Genomic DNA, 26736 nt, shown 5'->3' on the forward strand with positions numbered 1-26736 from the left:
CGGAGACTTCTGATTTTCAGGATCTCCAAAATCAGGTTCGGAGCGTCGTTCTGAGCGCCAGTGAAAAAATCACGTAAGGAAAATGTTCGGTTTCGTATCGCAAGACACAAGTTTTGTATCGTGGATAGTAAGTTAAGTATCGCGAAACGGCAAATTGAATTGATGTCGCCACGATGTGCCTGCAAAGCATGTTGACCCGCGTACAGGTTGTCCTGATTTCACAGTAAATCAGGGAAGGTTGGTACACGTTTTCAGTAAATCAGGACACCGTGAACCAACGGGCTATAGGAAAAGTAAGGGCCCCGAGACCCAGTGCAGTAAGCACCAGATCCCGGGGCCCTTTTCAATCCACGCACCCACGAGGGGTGCGACCACGCCGACCGGCAAGATGTACGCCATGATGGCGGTTTCAATCCACGCACCCGCAAGGGGTGCGACACCTGACGCTGGCCTGCACCAAGTGCAACCAGTTTCAATCCACGCACCCGCAAGGGGTGCGACTTACAGTCTGTAAGCCATTGCGATTGTTTAGTCAATCCTTTCAGCCCTGCGAACCTAGAATTCTTTCTTACGAGATCGATGACCTCTTCCGCCGTGATGGTGACCAAACACCTTTCCCGGCAGCATTTCTGCCATCTGCGAACCTCCCGGGGCCTGGGCTGGCGCTTGAGGTTCGCTCATCGCGAGCTGGATATCAGAACGGTTCGAAGATCTGGATCCCTTGCGGCAGGTTGGTATCGTCGACCCGGATCTCGTAGTCCGAGAACGCGCGCGCCGGCGGAATGTCGAGCGCGCCACCTGCAAACGGGTTATCCGGTGCACGACGGTGCGTTGTGACCCGATCAAAGAGCTTGTGGGCCTGGGCATTGCCCAGCGGGCTATCGTGCCGGAAAACGATCAGGCGCCGTGCGGCCATCTCGCCGCGGCTGGCCGACCGGTCGAAGTCGAACATGTCGCGGAGGGCCGCCCACAGGAGCTCGAGATCATCTTCACCAAAGCCGGATTTCCGGGCGCAGTTCGCGTTGATATATCCGTGGAGGCGATAGAGCCCGTAGGGCACGATGTACTTGGAGCCCATCGTCCTTTGCTTGTCGCGATCCTTTTCGTTCGTAACGCTGCCGCGGGTGATGCTGATGTCGAACGGGGTCACTGGCTCGACGGAGCGCGCGAACGTGACCTGAACGGGTCCCCGCACCGAGCCGGCATTGATCTCGGTCGTCATGACGGCGCCGAAGGCACGCACGTCGTAGAAGGTATCGCACATCCACCTGGTAATGGCATCCGCCGTCGCCTTATCCTTCGGTGGCTTCTTGGGCGTCGGCTTGACCTTTTCTGCATCGTAGGCGCGCTTGTGAGCTTCGTTGAGCACCGATCCATCGGTCTGATAGATCTCAAGTCCCTCGGTGTCTTCGAAGTTCTCCGCCACGTAGTTCCTGATTTTCCGTTTGATCGCCACGTCGGATACCAGTCCATGCATGGTTTCCGGGTCCTGCCTTGGCATGCCGCCGATATCGGGATCACCATTGGGGTTCCCGTCGGCCACGTCGAAATAGAGAACGAATTCGTAGCGGTTGTTGATCGGATTTCTCCCTTGTTCAGCCATTGTTGGTCGTGTCCTTTTCTTTCCTGGAATTCCTGGTCGATTTCTGGTGGTAGTAGCCGACGCTGAACCGCCCTTGATCCTCCGGCGCAAAGCTTCGCGGCATCCGGGGGGACAACCCGACCTTGATGTCGGTGATCTGCTTGTCGAGCCAGACCGCCAGACCCTCATTGCCGTTGCGCCGGATAAGTTTGAGGTAATGGGCCAGGTGACGTTCGATCATCGGGAAGGTCCGCGCCGGCTGCGTGGATGCGGCCGCGAAATACTTGTCCCTGAGTGTTGACCCGACCTCGGGCATGGCGCCCCGCTGAGCGCTCTCGAGCACTGCGAACAGCCGCCCGAGCCTGTATGCGGAGTTTTCTGATTGTATGTCGATGCCCACTGGCACGTCCTCCTTTCGGCTATCCTGGTTGATGATCGCCCTGCAGATCGCAGCCTGCTTCCCGGTCACCACCCGTTCCTTTTGAATGCGTTCCAGGACGCTGGTGAGAAGCGTTCGTGGAAGCTTCTGGCCGGTCAGGACCGCATTCAGGATCTGCTCCGCCATCCCGGGACGGGCGTTTTCGGATGTCCGCGCCCCATCAGCGTTCGGTCCGACCGTCTGCGCCAGAACCGCCCGGATGGATGGACGTCCATCCCAGACGTCCGGATCGAGGGCGATGTCGTTCCAGAATTTCAGAATGTTGTCCGCGAACTCACCAACCTGGCCCGGGTACCAGAACCGAATGGACAGCCGGCTGGCATTGGGGCCGAGGCCGAGCACGAATACCTTGGTGTCGGGATCCAGGCCGTTGAACTCGGAAGGCTTCCCGCGGGCAAGGCGTGACAGCGTGGAGCGAACCTTGGAGGCCTCGTCGGCGTCTTTCGGTGGATCCATCGCCATGCTCATGATCCAGTCCCCCTCTTCTGCCGCGGGGGCATCAGGCGCCTGGGCCCAGAACACGGTCGTCGTCCCCCCGATGACCAGATTGCGTCGGGACGGCCCGCGTTCGGCGAGGATCGCATTGAGCGCCGAGGTGTAATTGTGCGCGGCAACTTCAGAGACGGGAGAGTTCGCACCCTGCGTCTTCCCGAGAGAACAGAAGGCGTCCTGATTGAAGGATACGATTGAGGTCCCGGACGGCTGGCCGCCCCGAACACCCTTGATGGCCGGGTGCGTTCGCGCCAGCGCGGCCCAGCGCCCCGTGATCAGGCATTGGATCTCCTCATCGCCCTCCGACGCCTGCGCCGCGGCCCGGATCGCAGGGTGCTCGTGGAGCAGGATGGCGTCCTCGCCCTCCCCCAGTTGCACCAGGATCGTCTGGCCGAGGGCGGCGTGCGGCAGAGCCCGCTCAAGATAGGACTCCGGCCGCCAGGCCTCCAGGAAAGCCAGGAACGCAGACAGGTGAGGATCGCTCGTCCGGCCAATGAGATCTCGATGCTTGGTCGCGAAATTCTCGTGACGGTCAGCGGCACTCTTCGAGAGTTCCGGCACCAGGGTTTTCCTCCCGGCCTCTGTCGTCTCTTCCCGCGTTCCGACGCCAAGGAGGTATTCTGCGTTGTCGCAGCCCAGGCGGGCAATCACCGAGTTCGCGATGTTGTGCAGTTTGCGGCACTTGGATGTCCGGTTCGCGAACAGGCTTTCGAACAGCTGGACCGCGGTCGTCACCACGACCGGGCTGTCCCAGTTCTGGGCGGCGTTCATGGCTTGGCGCCGCGCGAAATCGTTCTCCAGAGAGGAGGGATCGAAATTGGAGTGGTGCTCCAGGATCGCCCGCTCGCTTCCGAGGGATTTCCTGAATTCCCTCGCCGTCTGCTCGATGATCGCGTTGTAGGGCGCGACGTAGATCACCCGACGCATTCCATGATGCTCAGCATGCTTCAGGGCGAACTTCATGGACGCCAGGGTTTTGGCACCTCCCGTCGGCACCGTCATCGAAAACAGCCCTGGCGCCAGAGTCGCCGCATCGCCGGCTGCTCGTTGCACGCGATCCCGGACACGATTGACATGGGTCTTCGGCTCGCCGAACCCGGCAATGGTTTTTTCCAGCCGCGCCAGTAGGGGATCCAGTTCCGGAGCTTCCGGGCGCTCTCGACCTTCCATGAAGGCCTCGGTCGCAAGGAAATCCGCATCGACCAGCGCCGAGAACAGCATCCGGATGAAGAAATGGATGTTGAAATGGCTCGGCCGTGCTCCCAGCATCGGCACGCATTTTCCGCAACGAACGCAACATCATTGATACGCGTATCCGTCGTTGCGATGGATCGCCTTGAAATCACGAGGTGGGAACGAGCGGGGTTTCTGTCCCGCGGCGCGGAGTTCAAAATTGCCCCTGGTGCGCGGAGAGATGCGACCCTCTAGCCCGCGCGCCTTGGCGATGTCGCCGGAGCGCCAGCCGTGGATGGGCTTGAGCGGGCGGATCTGAGCGGCGCCCGCCTTGTTGCGGCGGGGCTGGCCGTGTTTGTCAAACACGCCCTTCTGGCGACCACCCTGACCCTTGGCATAGATAACCAACGGCTTGTCGGTGCGAAGGGTCAGGGCATCCACGTTGCCGACGGCCGCGGCATCGAGCCAATGAGCCTTGGCCCAGCCCATCCGCTTGCGGTTGTACTTGGTCCTTCCCCCTGTTCCCGTCGTGACAGGCAGACCCGTCATCTTCAGTGCGGTGAACAGGGCCCAGCGTGTCGAGTTGACCGATGCCGCGTCTCTGAGAGGCTGTTTCGCCTGTTTCATGATGCGCGCCAGAAGGTCGGGCTTGCTCGACAAGAACGCCTCGACTGGCTTGTTGCCCTTGGCCTGGTTGCACTTGGTGCAAGCCAGCGTCAGGTTGCTGACCCTGTTCGAGCCGCCGCGCGACCTGGGTTGGATATGTTCAACCTCGAGCGGGCGGCCCTCAGCTCCGCAATAGGCGCATTTGCGCCCCCATTTGGCGAGTAGATACTCCTTCACTTCGAAGCCTGCCAGTTCGCCCTGCTGATACTCGACGCCGCTGATTTCAGGGTTCTGCATCTGCTGCAGATCGAATCTCACCAGTTCCATCGCGATGGAGCTGGCAGGCGCGTAGCGGCGAAACCTGTCCATCCAGGTCATGATCGTTTCGACACGGTGCATCAGGCTCGGTGCGAGCCAACCCTTCTGACGCTTTCGGCCGGCGTTGTTGATCTGAGCCTTGGTCCTGTAACGTGGCTTGCGGTAGCGCAGCTTGTTCCGCCGTCCACGACGGCGCTCACGGCGCATCTGCAAGCGCTCCCTGATTTGGTGGCCACGATGGGTCAGCTCCCCGCCCCAGAGAACCTTGTCACCCTGCACCAGCGCCAGACCCGTGACCTTGGAGCCGGGGTCGATTTTCACTTCAACCGGGGCGGGCTCCGCATCCGGCACCTTTCGCTTGAGGATGATGGTGAAGGGATAACGACGAAACACCGCCGCCTTCCCGTTGCGCAGCAACTGCCGCGCTCGTGCTGGCGACGTCGGCGACAAGGGTCGCCGGGCGTCATCCAGTACAAAAACATAGTTGGACATTTCTGTCCCTTTCTGGCCCGAAGGCCGTTAGGTTTGCCTCGACAAAGTTACTGGCGCTTTCGTGTGCCCAACTCACTGGACCTTTCAGTCCCTCCCGCTCGCGCGAGAGACTTAAAGCTGGGCGAAAGAGGCAATGGCTGGCGTTCACCAAAGCATTTCATCACGCCACTAACGTAGATTGGATTGCTCCTTTCTTAGTCTGCACCTCACCCGGCACTCAGAACGCGATGTTGCGTTCGTTGCGCGTTAGGGTGAGGGCTGCGGCGGTTCTGGGGTGCCGGGTTCCGTCCCGAGCGGGATGTCCACGGCTTCGGCGTCCTCGAGGCGGACATCCAGTGGTGTCGTCGGGCTCGCTCCCTCGATGGCATCCCCGCGCCCGTTCGGAAGACCGGTGTGGTGCCCGGCAATCCCGTAGGCGAGCATCTGTGCCATGTTGGGATTGATGATTTCGAAGGCCTTCAGGGCGCCGTCCACCGCATGCGGCACCTGCTCACCACCCTCCAGGTAGGCCTGAAAAGATGGTTTTGCCTTCCCGAGATCATGGAGAAGCCCGCTGGCCTTCCCCATCCATCCGGCCCCGAAAGGATCCGCATTGATTTCGGCGCCAGTCGCCACATTCCACGCATGTTCTTGGTAACTTTCCCACTCGGACTTCGGTCGACCCGGGATAGTGTGAGCATAGATCTTCGCCATGCCCCCTTTTACCCCGTTAATTCTTTCTTAGCAAGGTGCATGCCCGACACAATTCTGCAGAAATGGGAATCCGGGAGCTTCCAAAGACCGAACGGCCCCGGCGCATGAAACATCGGGGCCGTTTGGAATTTTTGAATTTCAATTCACGCACCAAGGAGAGGTGTGACAAGGCGCCATCAGTGGACGCGCCGGGTCAGGCACGTTTCGATCCATGACCCAAGGCTTTGCTTCCCCCTGAGCGACAGGAGACGCCCCTTTGGGAGTGTCACATCTTGAAAACGCCCTCGGGCGTCTCCTGAGGGTCCAGAAGTTGGCTGATGCGGGTTTCGGCCTCCCCCAGTACGTAGCACTCACTGCCGTCCATCAGCGGATCCTTATCGATTTCCTCTTCGTAATCAGACAGAGCGCTGCAAGCAGCCTGGATTCCTTTCGAGTATCCGTTGCTTTCGGCAACCTTCTGATCCTCGGCCCCCTGTTCCCAGGTGTCTTCGATTTCCTGCCGAAGCTCTCGAGCAGATGCTGGACGAACGTCTTCAGCGTCAGGGCACTCCCCGCTCTCGACAGGGTGATTGGACGAGATCTCGGTTCCGGTATCGGGGTTCCGGAAAATCCAACCGGCCGTCCGGTCCTTCTGAATTCCCCGGATCGTCTCGTGGATGTCGCCCACATTGCACCCGAGAGCATCCGCGTAAGACTGCCGGGCCGCGATCAGTTGGGCTTTCGCTTGCGATTCCGGCTTCTTCCCTCGCTCCCCTGTGGCTTCGATAAGAGCCGCCTGGATTTTCCGACGGGCCGCATTCGAGATCTGATCGACGTCCGTCCCGGCAAGGCATTCCCCGAGCTTTTGCCAGATGGCCTCCTTGAGCTCATCCTCCCGAGTACATCCGGCCTCAACTCCCGACTTGAAACCACGTTCGAATCCGCTTTGGAAACCATCTTCGAACTTTTGCTTCTTATCCGTGGCGCTAGCCATTTCTTTTCTCCCTGCTTTCCGTATCTGTGCTTCGCGCGCAGGCCAATCTGTCGACGGACACCAGGTCGGACGACATGGTCTGCTCGAGATGTTGCTGGGCCCTGACGACAGCCGCCTCGAAGCTGCCTTCGCCTTGCCCCCGGCAGAAGCGGACCAGTCCGCGATCCTTGGTGACCAGTCGCAGGGTATGGTTGAGGTAGGGCATGATCATGAATTCCCCCAGGCAAGTCTCGGCGACGAAATCCATTTCGTTCTCGTGCAGCGCGAAATACAGGTCGCGGAACTGGTAGGGCGGCTTGGGCATCGGGCCGGCCAGGAACGCTTGTTGGGACGTGCCCAGCGCCCTGCTCAGACCGCACCGGCGGCAATCACCGTCGCAGGACTTGCAGCGCAACTCGCCATTTCGGAACTCGGCATCTCCTGATTTCAGGATCCCGTCGATCCAGGAATGCTCGATACCCGACAACGATGGCTCGGGCACCTCGGCAGACCGCCTGCCCCCTGGATGTGCCAGGCGATTGGTCTCACCATCACGGGCAAAAAGCTTCCGAATCCCACGGATCCCTCTCGCTACGACCATTTCACACCGGCGCCTTGTACTTCGCATGACCTCCGCGACCCCAACGCTGCCGGGCAACAGTCGCCGGATCTCCATGGACCGGTCCGAGCGCCAGACATTCCACCAGTTCGGCCGCCAGACGAAGCTCAGCCATGGCCGCCCGATCCGCTGCGTTCACGTCCTTGTCCTGTTGACCTTTGACGCGTTCGTACTCTTCTTGAAGACTTGCCAGCCGCCCACGCAGTACCGAGGACGCCATGTGCAGTGACTTTTGCTTTGCGCTCATCGTGATTTCCTTACTACCCCCATCTATTCTTACCAGCCACAAGATTGACGTCAACAATTGAACGATGCCGGAGCCTCTGTGGAACCCGCGACTAAAATCTTTTAAACAGACACACCAACTCACGAACGTTTCGAGGCAGCGAATGAGCAAGACCGAACGGATTGAACAGCTCGAGGAAGAGGTGGCAGAGCTCGAAAATGAACTCAGCGAGTTGAATGCCGCCGTCAGCCAACAGAGGGAAGACCTCGCAGAACTGAAATTTGAAATCGAGGACGGCGCGAAAGGACTGCTCGTAAATCTCATCTTTGCGGTGCCCTTTTGGGGCTTGGTTGGCTACGCGGTCAGCTATTTCGAGCTCTTCTGAGCGCATCACATGTGAACTTCGGTTGTCTGGTCAGGTAAGGGGCCCCTCCACGACATCCTTCAGCCGCACCAAATGCCCCTGGCGGAGGCACCTGTCTCGCAGCTTGCGCTCCCGCTTGCTCTGCGCATCTCGGACCTCGACCTGCCAGAGCCCGTTCGGCGTCGGATAGACACGCATGTCGTAGCGCTCGGTCTCGCCCAGCGCGGCGCGCACCAAGATCTCCTGGGCATTCGGGTGCGGACGCCGAACATGGTAGCCTGCGGCGCGCAGGCGGCTAATCCACTGTCGCGTTTCGCGCTCGGCTTCTCCGAAGATGCGGATGGCCTCGTCCTTGCGCCGCAGGCGGTCCTTGCGGGTCCAAGGGTCCAATTCGAAATCCACCGGCAGCGGGCGAACGGTCCCGATCCTGAAAACGCGGGGATCCCGGGTTTCATAGGGATGGAAGTCCCCGCCAAGGCGCGCCTTCGTCAGCACATAGGTGCGCTTGCGCTGGGCAAGCAATACTTGGTCGGCGACCTCGTCGAATTGCCGCCGGAGCTGCCCTTTGCGACCGTGGATGACGTGGTCGTCTTCCTCGCGATGGATCATGAACGCGAGCGTCTCGAGTTGCTCGGCGAGCTCGAAGGGATCACGCGGCAGCTGCCGGAAAACCAGATCGCCGCGAGCCTCGGCTCGCTTGCGCTCGCTGTACTCGGCCGAGGTCTCCACGAGGCGCACTTGCGCTCGGCCGTCGTCGGGCAGGTCGACCACCGTCGGCATGCCGAGTTCGTTCCGGTGCGAGGTGGCCGCCACGAATTTCATGCCGGCGGCGACCGACACCTGTCCTTGCATGACCTCGACCGTCCCGGCGGTTCCGTCTTCCAGAGGTGGATCGAAGGTGACCTCGACATGGTCACCGTGTGCAAGATCGTTCACCGCAATAAGCGACCTATTCATACGCGCCTCCTGAGCCTCGGGGACTATCCACGTTTTATGAACAGACGTCAACTTTTGAACATCCCGTGGCCCCGTTCTCCTGGCGTCGCTCGCAGGGAAAACAAAAGGCCGCTCCTGCTCGGGCGGCCTTCATCAATTCTTCGCCGGATTGCGTCCGGTTGCTCAGCGTGCCCAGTCCGTGGCGGCCTGGTCGGCAATGCGCGCGATATCGCCACGGTTGACGCCGATGTCGTTCAGCTCCCGGTCGGTAAGAGAGCTGAGCTCTCGGGCGGTCCTCCTGTACGCGCGGCGCTGCGACACGCGCGCGGTCATGCGGAGGAGTGCGGGAACCAGTCGTGGCTCGGAACGGATTGCGAAGTGGTCTGTGGTTGTCATGGCCCATGCCCTCTATTCTATGTGACAGAGGTCAACTATGCTGCACTGCAGCCCGCCGCAACGAAGAACAGTGCATGATCGCTATGCACGCAAAACATCCCTGCCAAGGATACCAAACTCTTCCTCCGAAGAGGCGCCACTTCGGGCGTCAGAGAGGCTCGCTTTTCATGTCCTCTCCGTGGCCGACGATCTTCATCCTGGCAGCGGGAAACGGCTTGAGGAGATCGAAGGCCGTTTCCGGCTCACCCGTCAACCAGGTCTCGTAGCTGTCCCGCGGGAGGATCACCGGCATCCGGTCGGGGTGGATCGGCTTCACCACCTCGTTGGGCGTCGAGGTCACCATCGAGTAAGTCTCGATGTCCACCTTCTCGTCCTTGTAGTAGCCTTTGAACCGCCGCCAGATGCCCGCGAAAACATACGGGACCGGCTGCCCTTCGTCGTCGATCACGGAGAACCAATGATAGTCCGCCGGCGCCCTGCCCTTGGCCTCGCAGAAGCTGGTGGCCGGGATGAGACATCGGCGTTCCTCGAAGCTCGACCGCCAGAATCCGGAGTTGCGTAGCTTGTCGTCTCGAGCGTTGTTGACGGCCTTCGGCTGGATCGGCCTGTTCGTTTTCTTGCTCTTCTGCGGCATGACGAAGCCCCAGTGCATTTCCAGGAGTTCTCGGTTACCGCCCTCGCCGATCCTGACTACCGCTCCATCGTACTTCGGAAAGATTGCTGCCTTAGGCTCGGCGTTGCCCAGCCGGTCATTAGCGGCCGCCACACCGAACAGGCTGCGCATGGCATCCTGTGGCATTGTGTTCGCATAGAGGTTGCACATCGGCGAGATCCTGATTTTCGTCCACCCACAGGATGCTGCATTTTCAGGATCTAGCAAGGGCCTCGGCCAGCAGTGGGTGCGCCGTCAGGCGCCGGCCACTGGCTTCTTTGCTTCGAGGCGCCTTTGCAGACTTCTCCAGGCGCGCACGGCACGGGTCTTGCTCCACGAGCGTACGAAGGTCGGGAGCGGGGAACGGCCGTCCTCGTCCTCCTGATCCGGGTCGCGGCCGCAGTAGCACTTGATGATGAAGGGCCCGTCGCCAGGATCCATGCCATGGTAGCAGGTGGCGATCTCCGGGCGTCGCCCGCAAATGCAGCGGCGCACGTGATCCATCCTGATGCCGTCGACCATTATTGACATGGGTCAGGTGACTTTCCGGATTTCGACGACGTAGTCGTCTGGATCGGTCGAATGCGCGTTCTCCGGCTGCACATTTCCCGAAGTGATGCTGTCGAGATGCGCGAACGCCTCGTCAGGGTGGAAGAAGAAGCCTTCCTCGATTTGGTATCCCCAGGCATCCTCGCGGTCTTCGATCTGCACAACGACATACAGATAGGGATGGTCAGCCGAGATCTCCGGAAAGAAGGTTTGCCCTTGGTAGCTCGACCAATCCGATCTGCCGTTCAGACGGTCGAACTCCATGACTTCTTCCTTGAGGTAGGTGTGGTAGTCGAACCCCGTGACCGTGATCAGGATGGGGATGTTTCCCGACAGAGAAACGAAGATTTTTTCTCCAATCGCCGGGCGGTAGTCTGCGCTTGGCATGCTAGCTCTCCTCGAGCTCAGGCCGAGATCATTTTCATGAAATACTCGGCCGACTGAGCATTGGGGCCCTGCGCGCGGTAGGTGATCACGCCGGCCAGGGCCGCGTCGAGCGACGCCCAGGATTGGCAGACGTCAGTGCCATCGACATAACCATGGAACATCGCCTTGTCGGTATCGATCTCGCGCAACATCTGACCGTGTTCGGTTTCCTTGCGCGGATGGTACTCCCGGATCGTATACGGGCCGATCTCGTGGTCCTCGATCACACGGCCCCACGGGAACTTGTGCGGCGCTTCGACTTCTTTGGTCATCTCAGGTGTCCTTCTGTTGTCTGGGTGCGTGCTCGAAGGAGCATCGATCTCCGCTCAAGGACGCACCTCGCGATGGATGCTCTATTCTTGCACGCCAATGTTGACAGCGCAAGAACTGATTCCGCCACTCTGGAAGTCACTGTGCAAGTCGGGCTCAGGTATTGAAAAGACGGCTTTGCGGCCGTGCTCAACCTACTCGGAGCGCTCCTCGATGACCCTCGCAGCCTCTTCTTCGCCAACCATCTCCACGAGTGTCTCCCGCGACCGGTAGTAGCGGTCCATGGCACACATGCACCGATAGCCGTTCGCCAAGGCAGCAATGTAAGCGATTGAGAAGATACTCAACAGGACCCCGACACCCCACCAGGCGGGATTGCTTGGCTCCGCGAAGTACCACATCGGAGGAATCCCCCCGCCCAGGCAGACCATCACCAGACAAGCCGTGTGGGTCTGCTCTGTGGCCACCTTGTGGCGAGTCATTTTGTATTCCGTGCGCCAGTCAAGCATCCGTGGCCTCGAGCCATTCGGGACGATCCTCGGGCACCAGGACTTCGCGTCCGTCCGCATCCTCGATGAAGCGCCACTCGGGGTTGTCCCAACAGAAGTGGGTGATCGAGGAGCTCTGAAGGATCAGAAGCCCATTCTCCTTCGCGTGCGCGAGGTAGCTTGCCCAGTCCGACTGGGGATCACCGGTCGCCCAGCGCTGGGTTTCCTTGCCATCCGCGGTCAGGACAACTCCCCGGTAGCTCCCGGGCACGCCCTCGTCATAGTCGATATGGAGATGGTTCGGCGTCATACTCGATTTCCTCATCTGCTGTGCATTCTTCGGTGTCTCCGGGCAGTCGGAGGGCAAACTGCCGGCCACCGACGAGATCCGTGATCTCGCTCGACGTAAGTCGCGTCAGCGGCTTGTTGCGGTAGCCGAAGACCCCGCCTTCTGGGGTCGCATCAAAGCGCTCCTGAGCCGTTCCGGTCAGCCCGCCACTCCAGACAGCATCGTCGTCGCTGATTTCGTGCAGGATTTCGGTGGCACGGCCCCGTTCATCAAGCCGGTCTCCCACGGTGACGAAGTGGATGAAGACCCGCCCGTCCCGGTCGCGATAGCCACTGGTCGCAAGTTTGTCGACAACCTCATCGAGGTGCGCGTTGTGGACCGTCAGCTCGGCTGTGTGGGCATAGAAAGCGGCTTCGACCTCCTGCTGCGGAGCATAGAAATCCACGATTTCCGGCGGCACAGCCTCCCGCGGCGTCAGAGGAGCCAAGCCATTGCCATCGCCGGGCGACAGAGGTGCGATGGACGACCGGCGCCCCCAGGTCGCGCTCAAATTGACGATACAGGTATCTAGTGCGTCCCGTGATGGCTCTTCGGGCACATCCGGCCCCAGTCCGATAACTTCGTCCGGACTGGCCAATGGGACCGCGACGCTCCAGTCGTAGCTCCAGGACAAATCATCCGGGCCAGGAGCGACCCCACCGGCACGGCGGGTTTTCCGCGCCATGTCCCTTGTCAGCTTCGTAACGAGGTCCGGATGGCGATTCTTGGCGCGTTCGTAGTCGATTTCGACCTTCATGAGCAGTCATCTCCGCTTACATCTATTCTTTCACGGGAAGGTGCGCAGCAAGAACAGAATCCAACCCCACGGGATCGGAGCTCAAGGACACATTTCATTCGAGATCGCGCGGCCTGCATTGAACACGGGAGACCAATCGATTGAGATCTCGTGCCGCGTGATATCGCCGGCTTCGACGTTTTTCACGTAAAGTTCGTCGCCATCCTTCACGGCTTCAAAACCGTTCTCTCCCTCGAACATCTTGGTGGCCGCGTCCTCGGCTGCAAGTTGGCGCGAATAATCGTCATCACCCTCGTGGCCAACGACGTCCACGTCGACGGCATCACCCCAATCACTTTCGTCCGCCGACACAAGAAACTGCGCCATGTCGATCTCCCTTCAAAGAATTACTCTCCATCGTCAGCTTGCAGGAAACATGCCGAATGCAAGCATGGCGCCCAGCGCCTTTAGGGGCCCAGAATTTTGGATTACGGCTTCTGTTCAGACAGCCAGGATTTCCGAAAGGTCATCTCGGGGAAGTGCTTTTCCTCGAACCGGTCCAGAAGCCACTCGACTTTTTCTTCGACGGTGCCTTCCTCGCGCAGCTTCCGAAAAGGCTCCTTCGCATTCCTGCGGGAAAGCTTTCTTCTTGCCTCGTGGAGACCTGCGCCAGTCCTATCTCGGTAATCGCGTACCTCCTCGCTGGAGACCGGTTCCGGTTCGAAACGTGTGGGCATCCTGCCTATCCTTATATTCAGGCGCCACCATAAGGTCTCCGCCCGCACGAACGCAAGGATAAACATGTCTCCCCTTTTGTGCGGGCAACCTACTTGCTCAAGTTCGAACGGCCATCACCAAGCCCTCTCCCAGGCCGGAGTGATGCCCGGCCGATGAATTCCGCCATGGATCTGTTCTCCACAAGTTGCCGGAAGGCTAGCTCTTTGCACTCTGCGAAGCAATGATCTCCTCCGCCATGCCCAGAGACGCATGATTGCCGTACGGATTCCTCATGCCGCCCCCATCAGCACCAGCAACGGCAGCAGGGCGGCCGCCAGACCGAGGCCTTCCAGGCCAGCCATGAAGCCACCCTCCTCCTCGCTGTCCTCGTCCTCATCCTGATTTTCAGGATCCTCTTCCGCCGGCGGGTCGGGCTCGGGATTTTCAGAATCTTCGGCCTCTTCATCCTCCGGAGGGGTATCGCCGCCCTCATCTCCCTGTCCGGCGCCATCGATCTCATCCATGGCGGCCTGCATGGCTTCTGTCGGCTCGAAGTCCGATACCTTGACCTGCATGATCTCGTAGGGTTCCAGGTCTGCCGAGATGTAGCCCTCGTTATAGACCTCCTCGGGATCCAGCTGGCGAACGGTTGGCGTGGATGCCTGGTCGCCGGGATTTTGCCCCTCCTCGACGCCCAACACAGTGATCTCGAGGGTGCCGGCGTCCTTTAACAGCCCGGAGACATCCACCTCCTGGCTGATAGCCTGATCACTATTTGAGGCGAGATAGAACACGGCCTCGCCGTCTCCGTAGAAGCCATGAACGTCCATGTCCGGGAAGGATGCGTTGTCGGCCATCTCGCCATCCCCGCGCATGTCCAGGACGCTTTTCCCGGGGAGATTTTCGGACATCATGGCGTACATCTTGCCGGTCGGCGTGAGCTCCTGGTACTCGCGCCCGAGGCTGAGAGAGGCGGATGAGTTCTGCAGCAGCGGCCAGACCTGGGCCTCGTCGACCCCGTGATCGGCGAACTCCTCGATCATGTTCAGCAGCTCGTGGCTGTTCTTGAGCCCGTAGTCCTCGTGGTCTTCGTGCGCGCCGGTGTTGCTGTGCTGGTTCCACTCGCTGACATAGGTCTCCTTGTCGGCGAACCGCGGATCCTGTCCCCAGGTCTCGTCGATGGCGTCGAGCATGTAACTCCGCTGCCAGTCGCCCGTGTCGTCCCCCACCTTGGAGTAGACGTGGCCGACGACCGCATCCATCGCGTCCACCTCCTCCGGGGTGTCGAAGTGGGACATGATGATTTCGTTGTTGATCCCGGTGAAGCCGTTCGAAGGGAGCTCTTCGAGATCGAGGTCATAGCGGTCGTTGACCGCATCGAGGATCTCGGCGTGGCTCATCCCCTCGTAGTCCTCGTCGAGGCTCGAGTGATTGAAGTTGGTCCCCATCTGAACGATGACCTCGGTGTCGGCCGCCTGCGCATAGTCTCCCTCGAGGCTGCGGAGCTCGTCGTCGATGATTGTCGCCATCTCGCTGGCGACCCGGCCGTACTCGGTGGCGCTCATGCGCCCGGATCCCCAGTACTCGTTGCCGATCTCGAACCCGGCGATGTCCACGTCTCCCCATTTCCCGGTGACCGCATCGTTCACGAACTGCCGGAGGCCCTCCTCATCGATGTCCGCGTACCGGTCACCGTTGGCATCCGTCTCGTCGGAGAGCTGATCCCGGGTGTTGAGCACCAGGACCGCAGAGAGATCCTCGTCTTCCGCGAATTGCATGAATTCAGAGATCTGGATGAAGTCGCTCTGTTCCCCCGTCTCGCGGTCGAAGACGACCTCCCGGTCGGGGTTCGCGAAGTCGAAGTAGTCCTCGGTCACCGAGCCGCCGGGATAGCGCAGCGTGTGCACGCGGACATCGTCGACCAGCTCGTCGTAGTTGACCGCCTCATCGAGCGAGTTGCGGTGGGCAAGGATGTTCGCGCCAAAGAGGCCTTCGGCAACCTCTTCCCCGGCGCCCGAGAGTTCCAGCTTGGGCATGGCAATCCTGTGCATTCAGATTGTTCACAGGATTATCCGGGGGCGATTAATTCTTGATTTATCTGGCTTCGAGCCCTATTTTATGTGCCTCAACAAAAAACAGGGAGACAACAAAATGTCACCATCCATCGGATACCAGATTCTGTCCTCGCATTCCGGCCAAACGAAGGAGGGTGGCGACCCCCGACCTTCTTCCGGGCAGTGACCCGAGAGCCTCGAGGACTCCGGGAACGAAGAAGGGCCGCCCGAGGGCAGCCCTTCTGATCTCGAGGTCAGTTTCGGAGCCTCACTCGAAACCACTGGTGAAATTGATCGTGTCGCTGTTGTCGACGCCCATGGTGTTCCCCATCACGGTGATGACGGCCGGCACGGCCACGAGTGCGGATCCCAGCGCGATCCGCCAGACGCCCTCGCCATATTTCACCTGCTGGCCCTGGCTGTCCACGGCCGCCTTGAGACGCGCAAGGCCAAGCCCCACGAAGGCCACGCCGGCCACGAAGGCTGCGGAAAGCGCAAGCGAACCGAAGTTATCCATCATGCCGTTGATGTTGTCGGCAATGGATCCGAGGTCCGAGTCCTGCGCTGCGGCCTGCCCCGCGTAGAACGAGGCCATGACGCCAGTCGTGGCCGCCAGCGGCGCGTTCCTGATTTTCGAAAAGATGCCCTTCATTTGCTCCAAACTCCTTGTGTGATCAATCCATGGCACCTGGCCATCGGGCTACGTCGGTGACTTTTGCGCCGGTTACTTAAATCGCATTAAGAAGGGCGCCCGACCTCATTTTTCCTCGTCGTTAGGATTTCGCTGATAATCCTGTAGGCAGCAAATGTATGGACCGATGATGTTTACAAGGACAATTCTTTCGATCAGTACCGCCGCCATGCTGACCACCGGTCTGGCACAGGCCGACCCTGCCCCGAAGGTCGACTACGTGTTCGCGGTCAAAGACGGCGTCATGCAGCGGTGTATCGGTGACGTGGACATCGTCTTCGGGCTGGCGAATGCCGCGCTGGACGATCAGCGTGGTCTCGGCCGGCGGGACGTCCACCGCATCGTCAACACCTGTGCCCTTCGCTACCGCCTGGCGCGCCGGAACGGGCTCTCCTACGTGGCCCTCGAAGCATTCCAGGACGACAGCTGCCTCGATGACTCCTGCCGGATGCGCTACCGGGAACCGCTGGCCAAGCAGATTTACGCATTGAGCGCCACCTACACGGCGGCCTACGCGGAGGTCCTGCACGGCAACCTGGTCGACGCCTGCTCCCAGACCCATGAGCTCGACTGCGTCCCGCACGCGGTGGACATCACGGCCGAGCAGCCGATTGCTGCGGGATTTGGCTGGCTGCAGCTTGACCAGGACGGCCGCCTTGACCGTCTCGCCAAGGTGGACCCGGCCCGCTACGGCACGATCCCGGATATTTCAGGCACCGGTGCCGCGGGCCCTCCCGAGGGATCATCGGTCGCAGAAGACACCGCCGCCATCGACGGCGCCGAAACCACGGACGCCATTCTGGCCATCCGGGACGCCGCCACGGAGACCTTTGGAGACGACATCCCGTCAGGGGACCTGGTCGCCGGCATGCAGGAGGCTCTCTCCGAGGTGGATCTCGCGGTGCAGCAGGAGCGCGTCCTGATTTCTGACACCATCGACCCCGTGTCGGTCGATGGTGTCAACGGGCTCATCCGGATCACCGTCCCTGCGCCACGTGGGGTCTGCCTGGCGCTCCTGTCGGACGCCGCTTCGTTCGACGCCACCGAAATCACCGTCGACAGGGATCTCTGGGTCACCGGATCGGATCCGGAAGCTGTTTGCTCGCATAGCAACACCAACGTGAGGATCGTCTATTGATGTCCCAGAGCACCTACAATCTGACTATGCGACTGCGCGCTCCCAAACTCGCCCAAGCGAGGGTGACGGGCGCGCATGCCCAGGCCGAAGAGCTCGAGATCGATCTTTGCGACCGGATCTATTCCAACGTCGTCGGCGGCCCCATCGATGACGGCCTCCTGGTTGGTCTGTCGGCGGGCGGCCACATTACCCTCGATGTCGATTGCCATGCGGAGACCGAGAGGGCAGCCGTGCATGTGGTGCTGGAGGCCCTGATGACCGCAGTCCCGGAGGCAGAGCTGCTGGAGATCGTGACCGAACCGGACACCTGAAAGACGAGTGCCGGATCCCCCACGAAAGGGAACCCGGCACTGCCAGTTCTGCGATCCACGCACCCGCGAGGGGTGCGACAGAGCGTGCTCCCGCCGAGCCACCCGGGCATCTGGTTTCAATCCACGCACCCGCAAGGGGTGCGACGTCCTTTCTCGGCCTGGTCTTTTCCACATCAGCCGTTTCAATCCACGCACCCACAAGAGGTGCGACTTACAGTCTGTAAGCTATTGAGATAGGCTCGTCAATCCTTTCGGCTCTGCGAACCCTTCATTTTTTAAGAAATCGCGGATTCCCCTGCAGAGAACACAATGGATAGAGCCCTACGGACGCAGGACAAACGCGATCTGGGAACGTCCCCGGGTACATGCGGTCACTTGGGGTTCGCAACTCAGACTGATCCCACCACCATCATTTACCCGGCAGAAGCCTGCACCGGATATGTTGCGCTCACGAACGGGAGAGCAAGAATGCTGGGACGCAGGGTGCGCAGAATGCTGATTTTGGGAACGACGGCCGCGGCTGTCGCATTTTCCGGATCCTCGGCCACTGCTGCACCCAAGAGCCTTGCCTGGATCTCGGTGGACGCCAAGACCGGCGAAGTCCTGGCGGAGCACGATGCCTACGATCTGCGTCACCCGGCATCCCTGACAAAGATGATGACGGTCTACATGGCCCTCGATGCCATCGAGCAGGGCCGATGGACGATGGACATGCCTCTTAAGGTCTCGTCCAATGCGGCCGGCAAGCCCGCGTCCAAGCTCTACGTCAAGGCCGGCTCGACGATCAGCGTAAGGGACGCGATCCATGCCCTGGCGATCAAGTCGGCCAACGACGTGGCCACGGTGGTCGCGGAGAACCATTCCGGGTCTGAGCGCGCCTTTGCGGAGGCCATGACCCGGGCGGCCCACCAGCTCGGCATGCAGGACACGACTTTCACGAACGCGTCCGGCCTGCACAACGAGGCCCAGGTGACCACCGCCTACGACATGTACCGGCTGGGGCTGGCCCTGCAGGACCGCTTCCCGAAAGGCTACGAGATCTTCGGCAAGACCGGGTTCGACTACCACGGACGCTGGATCGGCGGTCATAACCCTTTACTGGGGCAGCACGGCGTCGACGGGATCAAGACGGGCTACACCAGCGCCTCCGGCTTCAATCTGGTCACCAACTTGGAGAAATCCAACCGTCACCTGATCGCGGTGGTTGTCGGGGCCAGCACATCCGGGCAGCGGAATGCCAAAATGCGACACCTGATGTCGACGACCTTTGCACAGACCACGACGGGCGCCCGCACGCTGGCGCGTCTCGACCGCAAGATCTGGGTGGAGCCGGTCCGGATCACCTGGAGCTCGAACATGCGCCCCAAGCCTCGCCCGCGGGATCCGATTGGTGGAGACATCGATCCGCCGGCCAAGCCGAGGCTCCTGGCGCGGCTGCCGGACAACTTTTTTGCGCGGGACCCGAGTGCCTTGCAGCGCATGCTCACAGACCTCGCACGATTGGAGGGCCAGGAAGACCCTGAAAACGGGCAGGCCGTCGCAAGCGTATCTACGGATACGGCATCCCTTACCAGTGCGGATCCTGAAAATTCACCGACGATCTCGAGCAAGGGGACCACCAAGGCGCAGGACTGGGATCTCTTCGAGGGCGGGGTGAACGAGAGCGTCCGGGCATCGACGACATCCAACCTCACCGTCCACGACGGGCGCAATAGCCTGGATGACTGTCTCAAGGGGCAGGACTGCTACATCGCCGACGCCGAGATCGATGACCGCGGGCATGTCACCGTGGGCAACCCCTCGATCTATGGTGCGATGGCCGACAGGGCCGCGCGGTGAGGCTGGAAAGGATCGCCAGGGCGCGGAACAGCGTGGAAGAGCCCAGAGCGTGAATCCGCCTATCGCATGCAGGAACGAGAATTTAAATCGGGCGTTCTCCCTCAGTCGCAACAGGAACGGGACCTGCAAACATGACTTCACGCAAGACACGTCGAGGCGTGCTTAAGCTTGGTGGCGCCGCTGTCGTCGGTGTCGCAAGCCCAGCCATTCTTCCTGCGCAAGAGCCGCAAGAAAAAACACAGGTGTCAGACCTGATGGCGCCGCACGTCGAACATCTGGGCAGTCCCCTGCCACCTTATGAAGTGCATGTTTTTCCGGACTCCTTTCGCCTCTACTGGACGCTCCCCGACAGCTTTGCGTGGACCTACCCGATCCGGGTCGGACGCGATGACCTATACGAGTCCGGTCAATACTACGTTGGCGCGAAAAAGGAGTGGCCGTCCTGGACGCCTACGCCGGGCATGATCGAACGAGAGCCCGAGAAATACGAGAAGTATGCGGACGAGGGAATGCCCGGCGGGCCCGGCAATCCGCTCGGGGCGCGCGCGCTCTATCTCTTCACCGAAGACCGCGGAGACACATTTCTGCGTATTCACGGCACCGACGACCCCGACACAATCGGACGCGCCGTCTCAAACGGCTGCGCGGGCCTGGTTAACGACCACATGGTGAGCCTCTATAAGCAGGTCCCGATGGATACGCGGGTCGTGCTCTACCCCAAGCGCCCGAGTTGAGCGTCAGGCTGAATTCGTCTCCCGCAGAACCGCGTCCGGTCTGTCACGCGGCGCGCGACAGTCAGATTCCGAGTGCCGCCTTGGCCTCATTGAGCTTGGCCACAGAGGCATCGTGATCGCCAGCGGCGTGCAGCTCCTCGCCCTCGGCGCGAAGAGCTTCGATCTCCGCCCTCTGCGCATCGGTGAGGCTGGCTTCGGCGAGCGCGCTGTCCACCTCCGCCATCAGGCTCGGGCACTCGAAGGCAAAGGCAGGCGTGGCGAGGACAAGTATCGTGGCGGCGAGAATGGGACGCATCAGCATTGGTCTTCTCCCTTGCTATGCCCGACCTCTCCCGACGCTTTCTTGAGTCGGTGGCGCGGGCCACACCAGTTTACCACGCGCCAGCACAGCGAGCCGCAAATTGTGGTGATCGGCTCCCTCCCGGAAGGGCTGATCGAGAGTGCTTGGCGCCTACTTCCCGAGACTTTCAGGCTACGTTGACGAGGACCGCGAACAGATCATCCTCAAGGACGCCCGTGTGCTCTCCGAGCAGGGATACGGACGCGACCACCTCCAGGTTTGGGCCCCCTTCGCGCGGCGACAGCCCGCAGTCCGTATGAGAATCCGGAAAATTTGCTCCGGGATCGAGAGCATGACTAGCGCCTTTCCCGGCGCACTCTGTCTTTCGGTCCATGAGGCCACTCCATCTGCCTCGGGCATGTGTGCGCAATTGGATCCGATGCAAGCGCTCCCACGGCCACCCGACACATGCCGACCCTGCCTGCTCCGGGCATGCACACACTGCAAAACGGGTCTGCATAGCTGACCATTGCGCTGCATCGCAGCATTAGCTAGCTATGGGGCAACGACGCGGCAACGTGTCATTGAGTTTCTTGGGGTCCTCTCCTCCTCCCTGGACCCTGGGAATTGGCGGCGGCCCTCTCTCCTCCTCCCTGAGGGTCGCCGCACCCTCAACCTCCCAAGACGACAGTCCAGCTCTAGTCACTGCTCCTGAAAAATCAGGATCGGTGACCTGTGCCTTGCGTATCTGATGCCGCTCCGAAGCCCTGATCGAGAAATCTAGCGCGTGCGGCGGGTCGCAGTCCTCAGAAGTCGTTTTGGATTGGGAACCACATCCGTTGAGAGGGCCGCGATGCACCCGAGGAAAAGAAAGGGTCCCGACACGATGACGGTTGCAAGGAAGATGCCAGCGTCCATGAAATTGCTTTCTGTCTAGTGGCCGGTCACGGAATTCGCGACGTCACCGAAAACGCATGCCGGCCGGCCGTTGTTCCCTCTTGTGCAAAGACCGGCGGAAACCCTGCTTTGCATCTCGGCGCCCATTTTCCCCTCAAAGCAGGAGATTTTTCATGGACGCCGATTACGACAAGAAAGCCCGCATGTTCCTCGAGGAGGACCCGGACACGCAAGACGCCCGCGACCAGGCGGCCGAAGCGATGGAGCGACGCAGGCCAGAAACGGATGGCCACTACTTCGATGCTTCGAAGATCTGGGAGTCTTGTGGGGCCGAGGTGGATCCGGCGCATCAGCGTTACCTGGGCCTCGAGGAGGTCACAGGGTTCCTGGCCGCCTCCGGCAAGATGTACCTGGTATCGGGAGACGGCATGATCGACCGCCTGAAGCTCTCCGCGGATGGGGACCTCACTCTGATCCGGGACTACGCGGACCAGAAGAACCGCCAGGCGGTCCTAGACCCAGAAGGACACAATCCTCAAGACATCACCGCGCGCCGGTACCTGCGGGACACTATCGCGGATGCCATCGACGCATCGGAAACGCTGACGCCCGACGAGATCGTGGAAGCCGGCCTTCGTGCCGACAAGCTTTCCGCCATGTTGACAGAGGGGTTCGCGGCCGCCCACTACGGCAGCCGCGAGAACGCGCCAACCGTCCGGATGACCGCGAAACACGGCGACGAGAAGGTCGCCATCGTCAAGCGTGCCGAGGACAACGCGCCGCACGCGGCCTCCAACATGTCCGGGCCGATGGCGGCCATCACCAATGCCGTCAAAGGCGCCATGACGAATATTTCGGCCTCCGTGGACCGGCTGAAGTCGAAGCCTGCAGTGATGGCCGCTGCAGGCGCCACGACGGCCGTCGCAGTAATCGGCGCGGGCATGATGGCAACGACCCTGGCCGACATGGGACAGCCTGCCGAAAAATCAGAACCTCGGGCGCAGGTCCTGTACAATTCGGCCACTGGTCATGTCGATTTCGCAGTCGTCGATGGCAATGAAATCTCCATCATGCGCGACCTCGGCACCAGAAATTCGTTTGAGACGATGCGGGCGACCACCAAGAACTCCTATTTAACCAACATTGCGTCCAATGTCGCGGCACGGGTTGACGGCCTGGACCCGGACCACGTGGTGATGGGACTACAAGATGTCATGGAAGTGCAGGCGGAATGGCGTGAGAAGCAAGGCCGGCCCGCAAGGGTCGAACTCACATTGCTCGCTGCCGACGACGCCATCACAGTCACTCACACCGGCAACCAACTCTTGGCCGATCCTGTTTCCCAAGCCGACTACCTCGCCGAGCAGGCTCCCGTGCAGATGGCTGGGAAAGGCGACCTCGAAGATTACACTTTCGACAACAGCGACGACGATCTGCAAGACGTCCTGGAAAGAAAGATGCGGATCGCCTTGGAGTTGGTCGAGATGCAGTGGTCACACCAATCTTACATAGACAAGCAGACCAGTGACTACCCGCGTGGCCGATACATCGAATTGCCTTCGGTCGAGCTGGACCTCGACCGCAAGTACTATGACGCGAACAAGCCGGAAACACCGGACGCATCACCTGGTCTCGGCCGCTGAAGTTCCTCCAGTTCCACCCGCGTGTCAGACGCCATGGTGGAGCTGGCAATCCGCCGCAGCTATTCGCCCCAGAACCTGCGAAACCTCATCAGGCATCATGATTTTCACGGGAAGCCGCCGGAGCAGAAGCAGGTGATCGACGCCCTGAACAACAAGCCCGGAGTCGTCGAACGGAAAACAATCTATGAGCGTTTGAACCAGTGGCTGGTGGATTACCGGGATCTGCGCGACATGGCGGAGGCGTTCGCCTGACCGTCCGCGCTCACTGTAGCCCTGAAAAATCAGGATCCGGCAGTCTCGACCGGGTCCTGATCAGCCTTGTGGCTTGTGGCTCTCGTCGACCCTCTCCCGCAGGCCCTTCCCGGCCTTGAAGAAGGGCACGAATTTTTCCTCGACGTTCACTGCTTCACCGGTGCGGGGGTTCCGGCCCTCCCGAGCGGGTCGATGCCGAACCGAGAAGGCTCCGAAGCCTCTCAGTTCGACCCGGTCTCCCCGGGCGAGGGTTTCCGTGATCTCTTCGAAAATCGTGTCGACGATCACATCGGCCTCTCTCAACGTGAGATGAGGGTTCTCGTCGCAGATTTTCTGGATGAGTTCCGACTTGATCATGTTGTCGCCCTACAGCTGGTTATTCGGCGTTTAGCCTACATGCAAAATTCAGATTTTGCCAGCATTGACGGGCCCTTGGCGCGTTGTTGTTTCCGGAGGTCTCCCCCCGAGGGACGCGGAATCCTCGGACCTGGGTAACTCGTCGTGCGGCATTCGCCGAAGAACACAACCACCACGGTACTCAGACGAGGAGCAACAATACTTTTAGGCGACATACACAACCTTCGCGATCCTCAAGAACAGATGCCTTATACTTATTGTTGAATCTTCGATAATCCATTGCGTGGAAAGATATCGGCTGATAGGACCCCGCGGAGTCACGTGAATAGTAAACGTTTTGAGGTGTTCAATGGAGCCGTTTTGGGGGTTGGTAGGGTTTCTGGCAGGTGTTGCCGGCCTCTGCGAGATCATGGAATCTTGGTTCAAGCGCAGGCGACATAAGAAGCTCAATAGATACTACAAGCACCCCAACACCAGGCCGAGCCAAGGCTAGAGACGGCGCTTCACTGGAGCGGTCGCATGGCGCCGCTCCCGGTGTCTTCCGTCACGCTATCGATCCCGGCTGTCTCCTGCGCTCTATCTACGGCCGGGATCGTTACGCTCAAGCTTCGCGAGGCTGGGAACCGCCGCGGTGAGAACGCCGGCCCCTGTGTCTCCGAAGAGTTCATAGACACCGGCGCCACCCTCGATCACATCATTTCCACCTAGGCCGGCACGGTGTCGTTAGAAGGCCGCGCGCCGACCGTCGAAAAATGCAAAGGCGAGCCTACAAGAACAGAACCATCTTCGTGGCATTTTCTTGCGCGCAGACCGGTCTAACGATAAATTTTCGCCCCATTTGACTGAATAGAATCGAACCTGAAGCTTATCTGTTGTGATGCATTTTTATGCAGAAAAGCGGAGATCCGCTCAAATCAATCCGGTCGCCGGTGATTTTTCGCCTGAGTCAACCCGTGAAAAAGTGCGGGGTAACATGCCTGTCACTTACATGTTATCTTATACTCAAAGGTGGGGGCGCCTATATCGAGAGCGGGACGAATGCGAAGCGACACACTTTCAATTAAATGCCCAAAATGTGGCGGATGCGCTGATTTCCTGGAGCCTTTCAAGTTCACGAACGGAATTCGGGCAGATGATCTCCCTGAAAACTTCAAACGATGGGGGCGCCTGATCGTCGAGGAGTTGTTCCCTGATCACTTCGCCTGGGTAGATCCGGAGATCTCCAAGCCCAGATTTCTGCAGTCAACGGATGATGATGGGCCGGGGTATCGCTTGAACCACCGTGGTATGCTTGACTGCAAGAAATGTGACAGCTTTGAGAAAGTGGCTATCGACTGGCCTCTCGATGCATACTGGCGATGGAATATCAAAGGGTTTGAACTTCTGGCGCGCAATCGAGAACATGCACTGGAGATACTGTCATACCTTCGAGAGCGACCTCGCCCGCCACTCAGGACACCGGGACTGAAACATATCCCGACGCCACTTCTACAGGAAAAGCATGCGGTGGAGGTAAGTGCCCAAATGGCGCAGGACTTGATGGCTGCCTGATCTAGGCGCGTGATCTAGCAATAGAGACCTTGCTGCCAAGACCGACGCCAGCGCTCTGGATGGAGCAATTCATGAGATCGTTTTTACCTCTCAACAAAGCGTTCATCCCGCCACTGTACCAACAATGCAATGCAAAGACCCCCGGGCCCGCGTTCGGGGTTTCATGGGTCGTTGTGGCCACGGCGTCCTGCCAACACGAACGTCAACGGCTTCCTATCTCCCGTTAACGACTTTCTATCCTTCGCTGGAATATGAAGAGGAGACCATTTGAGCGAAGCATAGATGTTGTCTTACACAGAGGAGATCGAAGCCATCGTGGCGCGCCATCGGAACGCGCTACAGGCTCGTATCCAGTCTCGCAAGACGGAGCTCCTGGAGGAAAGCACCGGCCATCACATGGCCTTCGCGGCGCTGGGCGTCTCGGCCGAGGATGCGACGAACATTGATCTCCACCAGAGTATCAGTCGCCTCGTCTATCGCCACACGGGAACGATGATGGAGGAGGTCGCTCGGCATTGCCTTCAGCGGGCCTTCCCGGGGGCAGGCCGTGCCCTGATCCCCAACACGGTCGGCGACAGCCCCAAGAAATTCGAGATCGATTGCCTGGTCGAGGACACCGATGCCATCGAGATCAAGTGGCGGGATGCTACCACCGACGGGGATCACGTCCGCAAGGAGGCCCAGCGCGTCGAGGCCACCCGGGATGCCGGCTACACGCCGGTCCGCCTGATGTTCTTCGAGCCAAAGCGCCCGAGCGCGATCCGGATCCAGAAGAACCTCGCGGCCCACTACCGCGGCGTGGGCGGGTCCTACCACAAGGGAGATGACGCTTTCAGGTTCATCCGCGAGCAAACCGGGATCGACCTTCGGACGATCCTTCAGGAGCAGCCCACCGTGCATTGAGGCTGGAGTGTCGACATCCTGATTTCGGTGCTCTCTCACTTGCGCCGCGTCGCGGGCCTATTCGAGATCGTCGAAAGCCGGGAAATCATGCTCGAATCCATGCACCTCGAGATAGCCGACAGGCACGCTTTCGGTCAGCCAGACACCGTTGTCGGCTTTGTAAAAGACGTGGCCATCCTGGGCCATGCGTTGGGCGGCCACACGGAGAATGACCGGGCTGCCATGCCGGCGTCCGACACTGAGCGCCGTGGATGCATGGTCATGTAGGTGAACGAAAATACGCTTCCTGCCGTCCAGACCGGTTCTGAAAATGGAATCCAGTCTCTTCGTGGCGGTCCCGTGAAGGAGGCTGACGGGCGGCTGACGTGGCTCGAGACCGAGATCGACCTGGAAGGAGTGACCCTGCGCGGCACGGATCCTGAATTTGTTGCGTGTGAAGCGGGCCTTTTCGTCGGACTGGACGATCTCGTGCAGCTCGGAGCGGGTCATCGACACTCCCACCCCACGGCAGCCGTTCAGGATGTCGGATTCGGCCGCCCAACCGCCTCGGTCGAGCTCTATGCCGATCAGGCCTGGCTCATGGCGCAGTACGCGCGCAAGCAGGCGGGATTTCTTCTCGAGGTCTGGCATGA

General features: G+C 60.3%; 32 protein-coding genes. 9 read left to right on the forward strand and 23 right to left on the reverse strand.

Annotated features, from left to right (window positions below; all coding sequences use genetic code 11):
• Nucleotides 1–694: 694 nt before the first annotated feature.
• From cas7c to SALMUC_RS29575, 7 genes are all read right to left on the reverse strand, one after another.
• Nucleotides 695–1603 carry a type I-C CRISPR-associated protein Cas7/Csd2 gene (gene cas7c / locus SALMUC_RS06485; protein WP_020041697.1) on the reverse strand — a complete coding sequence of 303 codons (909 nt, stop codon included), beginning with the start codon at nucleotides 1601–1603 and terminating at the stop codon, nucleotides 695–697.
• Nucleotides 1596–3782 (reverse strand): type I-C CRISPR-associated protein Cas8c/Csd1, encoded by a 2187-nt coding sequence (gene cas8c, locus SALMUC_RS28040; protein ID WP_020041696.1) that lies wholly within the window; start codon nucleotides 3780–3782, stop codon nucleotides 1596–1598. Before cas8c ends, cas7c begins: the two co-directional genes overlap by 8 nt.
• Before the next feature lie 30 nt (nucleotides 3783–3812).
• Nucleotides 3813–5102, reverse strand: coding sequence for an RNA-guided endonuclease IscB (iscB, locus tag SALMUC_RS06495; protein ID WP_021119928.1), 1290 nt, complete (start codon nucleotides 5100–5102; stop codon nucleotides 3813–3815).
• A gap of 246 nt (nucleotides 5103–5348) precedes the next feature.
• The gene (locus SALMUC_RS06500; protein ID WP_084513913.1) at nucleotides 5349–5795 is read right to left on the reverse strand and encodes a CRISPR-associated endonuclease Cas3''; all 447 of its coding nucleotides are present in this window, start codon (nucleotides 5793–5795) and stop codon (nucleotides 5349–5351) included.
• Nucleotides 5796–6060: 265 nt separating this feature from the next.
• Nucleotides 6061–6768: a hypothetical protein gene (locus tag SALMUC_RS06505; protein ID WP_020038313.1), complete on the reverse strand. Its 708-nt coding sequence runs from the start codon at nucleotides 6766–6768 to the stop codon at nucleotides 6061–6063.
• Nucleotides 6761–7234: a hypothetical protein gene (locus tag SALMUC_RS06510; protein ID WP_156883400.1), complete on the reverse strand. Its 474-nt coding sequence runs from the start codon at nucleotides 7232–7234 to the stop codon at nucleotides 6761–6763. The genes SALMUC_RS06505 and SALMUC_RS06510 overlap by 8 nt, the downstream gene beginning before the upstream one ends.
• A 115-nt stretch (nucleotides 7235–7349) precedes the next feature.
• A complete protein-coding gene (locus tag SALMUC_RS29575) occupies nucleotides 7350–7613 on the reverse strand; it encodes a hypothetical protein (RefSeq protein WP_156883401.1) in 264 nt (87 codons plus the stop codon).
• Between the two features lie 142 nt (nucleotides 7614–7755).
• Here SALMUC_RS29575 and SALMUC_RS06515 point away from each other — a divergent pair, with 142 nt between their 5' ends.
• Entirely contained in the window at nucleotides 7756–7977 is a 222-nt protein-coding gene (locus tag SALMUC_RS06515; RefSeq protein WP_020038316.1) for a hypothetical protein, read from the forward strand.
• A gap of 30 nt (nucleotides 7978–8007) precedes the next feature.
• Here the strand turns inward: SALMUC_RS06515 and SALMUC_RS06520 are convergent, their stop codons facing one another.
• The 13 genes from SALMUC_RS06520 to SALMUC_RS06580 form a co-directional block, all read right to left on the reverse strand.
• Entirely contained in the window at nucleotides 8008–8964 is a 957-nt protein-coding gene (locus tag SALMUC_RS06520; protein WP_156883402.1) for a hypothetical protein, read from the reverse strand.
• Between the two features lie 111 nt (nucleotides 8965–9075).
• Nucleotides 9076–9288, reverse strand: coding sequence for a DUF1127 domain-containing protein (locus SALMUC_RS06525; RefSeq protein WP_020038318.1), 213 nt, complete (start codon nucleotides 9286–9288; stop codon nucleotides 9076–9078).
• Between the two features lie 148 nt (nucleotides 9289–9436).
• Nucleotides 9437–10111 (reverse strand): SOS response-associated peptidase, encoded by a 675-nt coding sequence (locus SALMUC_RS06530; RefSeq protein WP_021119933.1) that lies wholly within the window; start codon nucleotides 10109–10111, stop codon nucleotides 9437–9439.
• Between the two features lie 84 nt (nucleotides 10112–10195).
• Nucleotides 10196–10462, reverse strand: coding sequence for a hypothetical protein (locus SALMUC_RS06535; protein ID WP_020038320.1), 267 nt, complete (start codon nucleotides 10460–10462; stop codon nucleotides 10196–10198).
• Between the two features lie 12 nt (nucleotides 10463–10474).
• Complete coding sequence (locus SALMUC_RS06540) at nucleotides 10475–10876, reverse strand: hypothetical protein (RefSeq protein WP_020038321.1); 402 nt, start codon at nucleotides 10874–10876, stop codon at nucleotides 10475–10477.
• Between the two features lie 17 nt (nucleotides 10877–10893).
• Nucleotides 10894–11187, reverse strand: coding sequence for a hypothetical protein (locus tag SALMUC_RS06545; protein ID WP_020038322.1), 294 nt, complete (start codon nucleotides 11185–11187; stop codon nucleotides 10894–10896).
• A 192-nt stretch (nucleotides 11188–11379) separates the two neighbouring features.
• Nucleotides 11380–11694 (reverse strand): hypothetical protein, encoded by a 315-nt coding sequence (locus SALMUC_RS06550; protein WP_156883403.1) that lies wholly within the window; start codon nucleotides 11692–11694, stop codon nucleotides 11380–11382.
• A complete protein-coding gene (locus tag SALMUC_RS06555) occupies nucleotides 11687–11983 on the reverse strand; it encodes a hypothetical protein (RefSeq protein ID WP_020038324.1) in 297 nt (98 codons plus the stop codon). The genes SALMUC_RS06550 and SALMUC_RS06555 overlap by 8 nt, the downstream gene beginning before the upstream one ends.
• Nucleotides 11952–12758: a hypothetical protein gene (locus SALMUC_RS06560; RefSeq protein ID WP_020038325.1), complete on the reverse strand. Its 807-nt coding sequence runs from the start codon at nucleotides 12756–12758 to the stop codon at nucleotides 11952–11954. Before SALMUC_RS06560 ends, SALMUC_RS06555 begins: the two co-directional genes overlap by 32 nt.
• Before the next feature lie 81 nt (nucleotides 12759–12839).
• Complete coding sequence (locus SALMUC_RS06565; RefSeq protein WP_020038326.1) at nucleotides 12840–13124, reverse strand: hypothetical protein; 285 nt, start codon at nucleotides 13122–13124, stop codon at nucleotides 12840–12842.
• 101 nt (nucleotides 13125–13225) lie between these two features.
• Nucleotides 13226–13474: a hypothetical protein gene (locus tag SALMUC_RS06570; protein WP_020038327.1), complete on the reverse strand. Its 249-nt coding sequence runs from the start codon at nucleotides 13472–13474 to the stop codon at nucleotides 13226–13228.
• A gap of 270 nt (nucleotides 13475–13744) precedes the next feature.
• Entirely contained in the window at nucleotides 13745–15505 is a 1761-nt protein-coding gene (locus SALMUC_RS06575) for a hypothetical protein (RefSeq protein WP_156883404.1), read from the reverse strand.
• A 271-nt stretch (nucleotides 15506–15776) separates the two neighbouring features.
• Nucleotides 15777–16160, reverse strand: coding sequence for a DUF6750 family protein (locus SALMUC_RS06580; protein ID WP_020038329.1), 384 nt, complete (start codon nucleotides 16158–16160; stop codon nucleotides 15777–15779).
• 208 nt (nucleotides 16161–16368) lie between these two features.
• On the opposite strand from SALMUC_RS06580, the gene SALMUC_RS06585 reads away from it, so the two are divergent.
• From SALMUC_RS06585 to SALMUC_RS06600, 4 genes are all read left to right on the forward strand, one after another.
• Nucleotides 16369–17337: a hypothetical protein gene (locus tag SALMUC_RS06585; RefSeq protein ID WP_020038330.1), complete on the forward strand. Its 969-nt coding sequence runs from the start codon at nucleotides 16369–16371 to the stop codon at nucleotides 17335–17337.
• The gene (locus tag SALMUC_RS06590; protein ID WP_020038331.1) at nucleotides 17337–17648 is read left to right on the forward strand and encodes a hypothetical protein; all 312 of its coding nucleotides are present in this window, start codon (nucleotides 17337–17339) and stop codon (nucleotides 17646–17648) included. Before SALMUC_RS06585 ends, SALMUC_RS06590 begins: the two co-directional genes overlap by 1 nt.
• 468 nt (nucleotides 17649–18116) lie before the next feature.
• Nucleotides 18117–19487: a D-alanyl-D-alanine carboxypeptidase family protein gene (locus SALMUC_RS28045; protein WP_198014509.1), complete on the forward strand. Its 1371-nt coding sequence runs from the start codon at nucleotides 18117–18119 to the stop codon at nucleotides 19485–19487.
• Nucleotides 19488–19618: 131 nt separating this feature from the next.
• Nucleotides 19619–20221, forward strand: a complete 603-nt coding sequence (locus tag SALMUC_RS06600) for a L,D-transpeptidase (protein ID WP_084513915.1) — start codon at nucleotides 19619–19621, stop codon at nucleotides 20219–20221.
• 61 nt (nucleotides 20222–20282) lie between these two features.
• Here the strand turns inward: SALMUC_RS06600 and SALMUC_RS06605 are convergent, their stop codons facing one another.
• Nucleotides 20283–20522 carry a hypothetical protein gene (locus tag SALMUC_RS06605; RefSeq protein WP_020038334.1) on the reverse strand — a complete coding sequence of 80 codons (240 nt, stop codon included), beginning with the start codon at nucleotides 20520–20522 and terminating at the stop codon, nucleotides 20283–20285.
• 1049 nt (nucleotides 20523–21571) lie between these two features.
• Between SALMUC_RS06605 and SALMUC_RS06610 the strand changes: the two genes are divergently transcribed.
• On the forward strand, nucleotides 21572–23041 hold the full coding sequence (locus tag SALMUC_RS06610) for a hypothetical protein (RefSeq protein ID WP_020038335.1): 1470 nt from the start codon (nucleotides 21572–21574) through the stop codon (nucleotides 23039–23041).
• A 33-nt stretch (nucleotides 23042–23074) separates the two neighbouring features.
• Nucleotides 23075–23293: a hypothetical protein gene (locus SALMUC_RS06615; protein WP_020038336.1), complete on the forward strand. Its 219-nt coding sequence runs from the start codon at nucleotides 23075–23077 to the stop codon at nucleotides 23291–23293.
• Between the two features lie 60 nt (nucleotides 23294–23353).
• On the opposite strand, the gene SALMUC_RS06620 is transcribed toward SALMUC_RS06615, so the two are convergent.
• A complete protein-coding gene (locus tag SALMUC_RS06620) occupies nucleotides 23354–23650 on the reverse strand; it encodes an integration host factor subunit beta (RefSeq protein ID WP_020038337.1) in 297 nt (98 codons plus the stop codon).
• A 1038-nt stretch (nucleotides 23651–24688) separates the two neighbouring features.
• Between SALMUC_RS06620 and SALMUC_RS28730 the strand changes: the two genes are divergently transcribed.
• Nucleotides 24689–25201 carry a hypothetical protein gene (locus SALMUC_RS28730; protein ID WP_245584677.1) on the forward strand — a complete coding sequence of 171 codons (513 nt, stop codon included), beginning with the start codon at nucleotides 24689–24691 and terminating at the stop codon, nucleotides 25199–25201.
• 282 nt (nucleotides 25202–25483) lie between these two features.
• On the forward strand, nucleotides 25484–26104 hold the full coding sequence (locus SALMUC_RS06630) for an ApaLI family restriction endonuclease (protein ID WP_020038339.1): 621 nt from the start codon (nucleotides 25484–25486) through the stop codon (nucleotides 26102–26104).
• 57 nt (nucleotides 26105–26161) lie between these two features.
• Here SALMUC_RS06630 and SALMUC_RS06635 read toward each other — a convergent pair whose 3' ends face one another.
• Nucleotides 26162–26734: an RNA 2'-phosphotransferase gene (locus SALMUC_RS06635; protein WP_020038340.1), complete on the reverse strand. Its 573-nt coding sequence runs from the start codon at nucleotides 26732–26734 to the stop codon at nucleotides 26162–26164.
• Between the last annotated feature and the right edge of the window lie 2 nt (nucleotides 26735–26736).

This window comes from Salipiger mucosus DSM 16094 (assembly GCF_000442255.1).
GTDB classification, from domain to species: domain Bacteria; phylum Pseudomonadota; class Alphaproteobacteria; order Rhodobacterales; family Rhodobacteraceae; genus Salipiger; species Salipiger mucosus.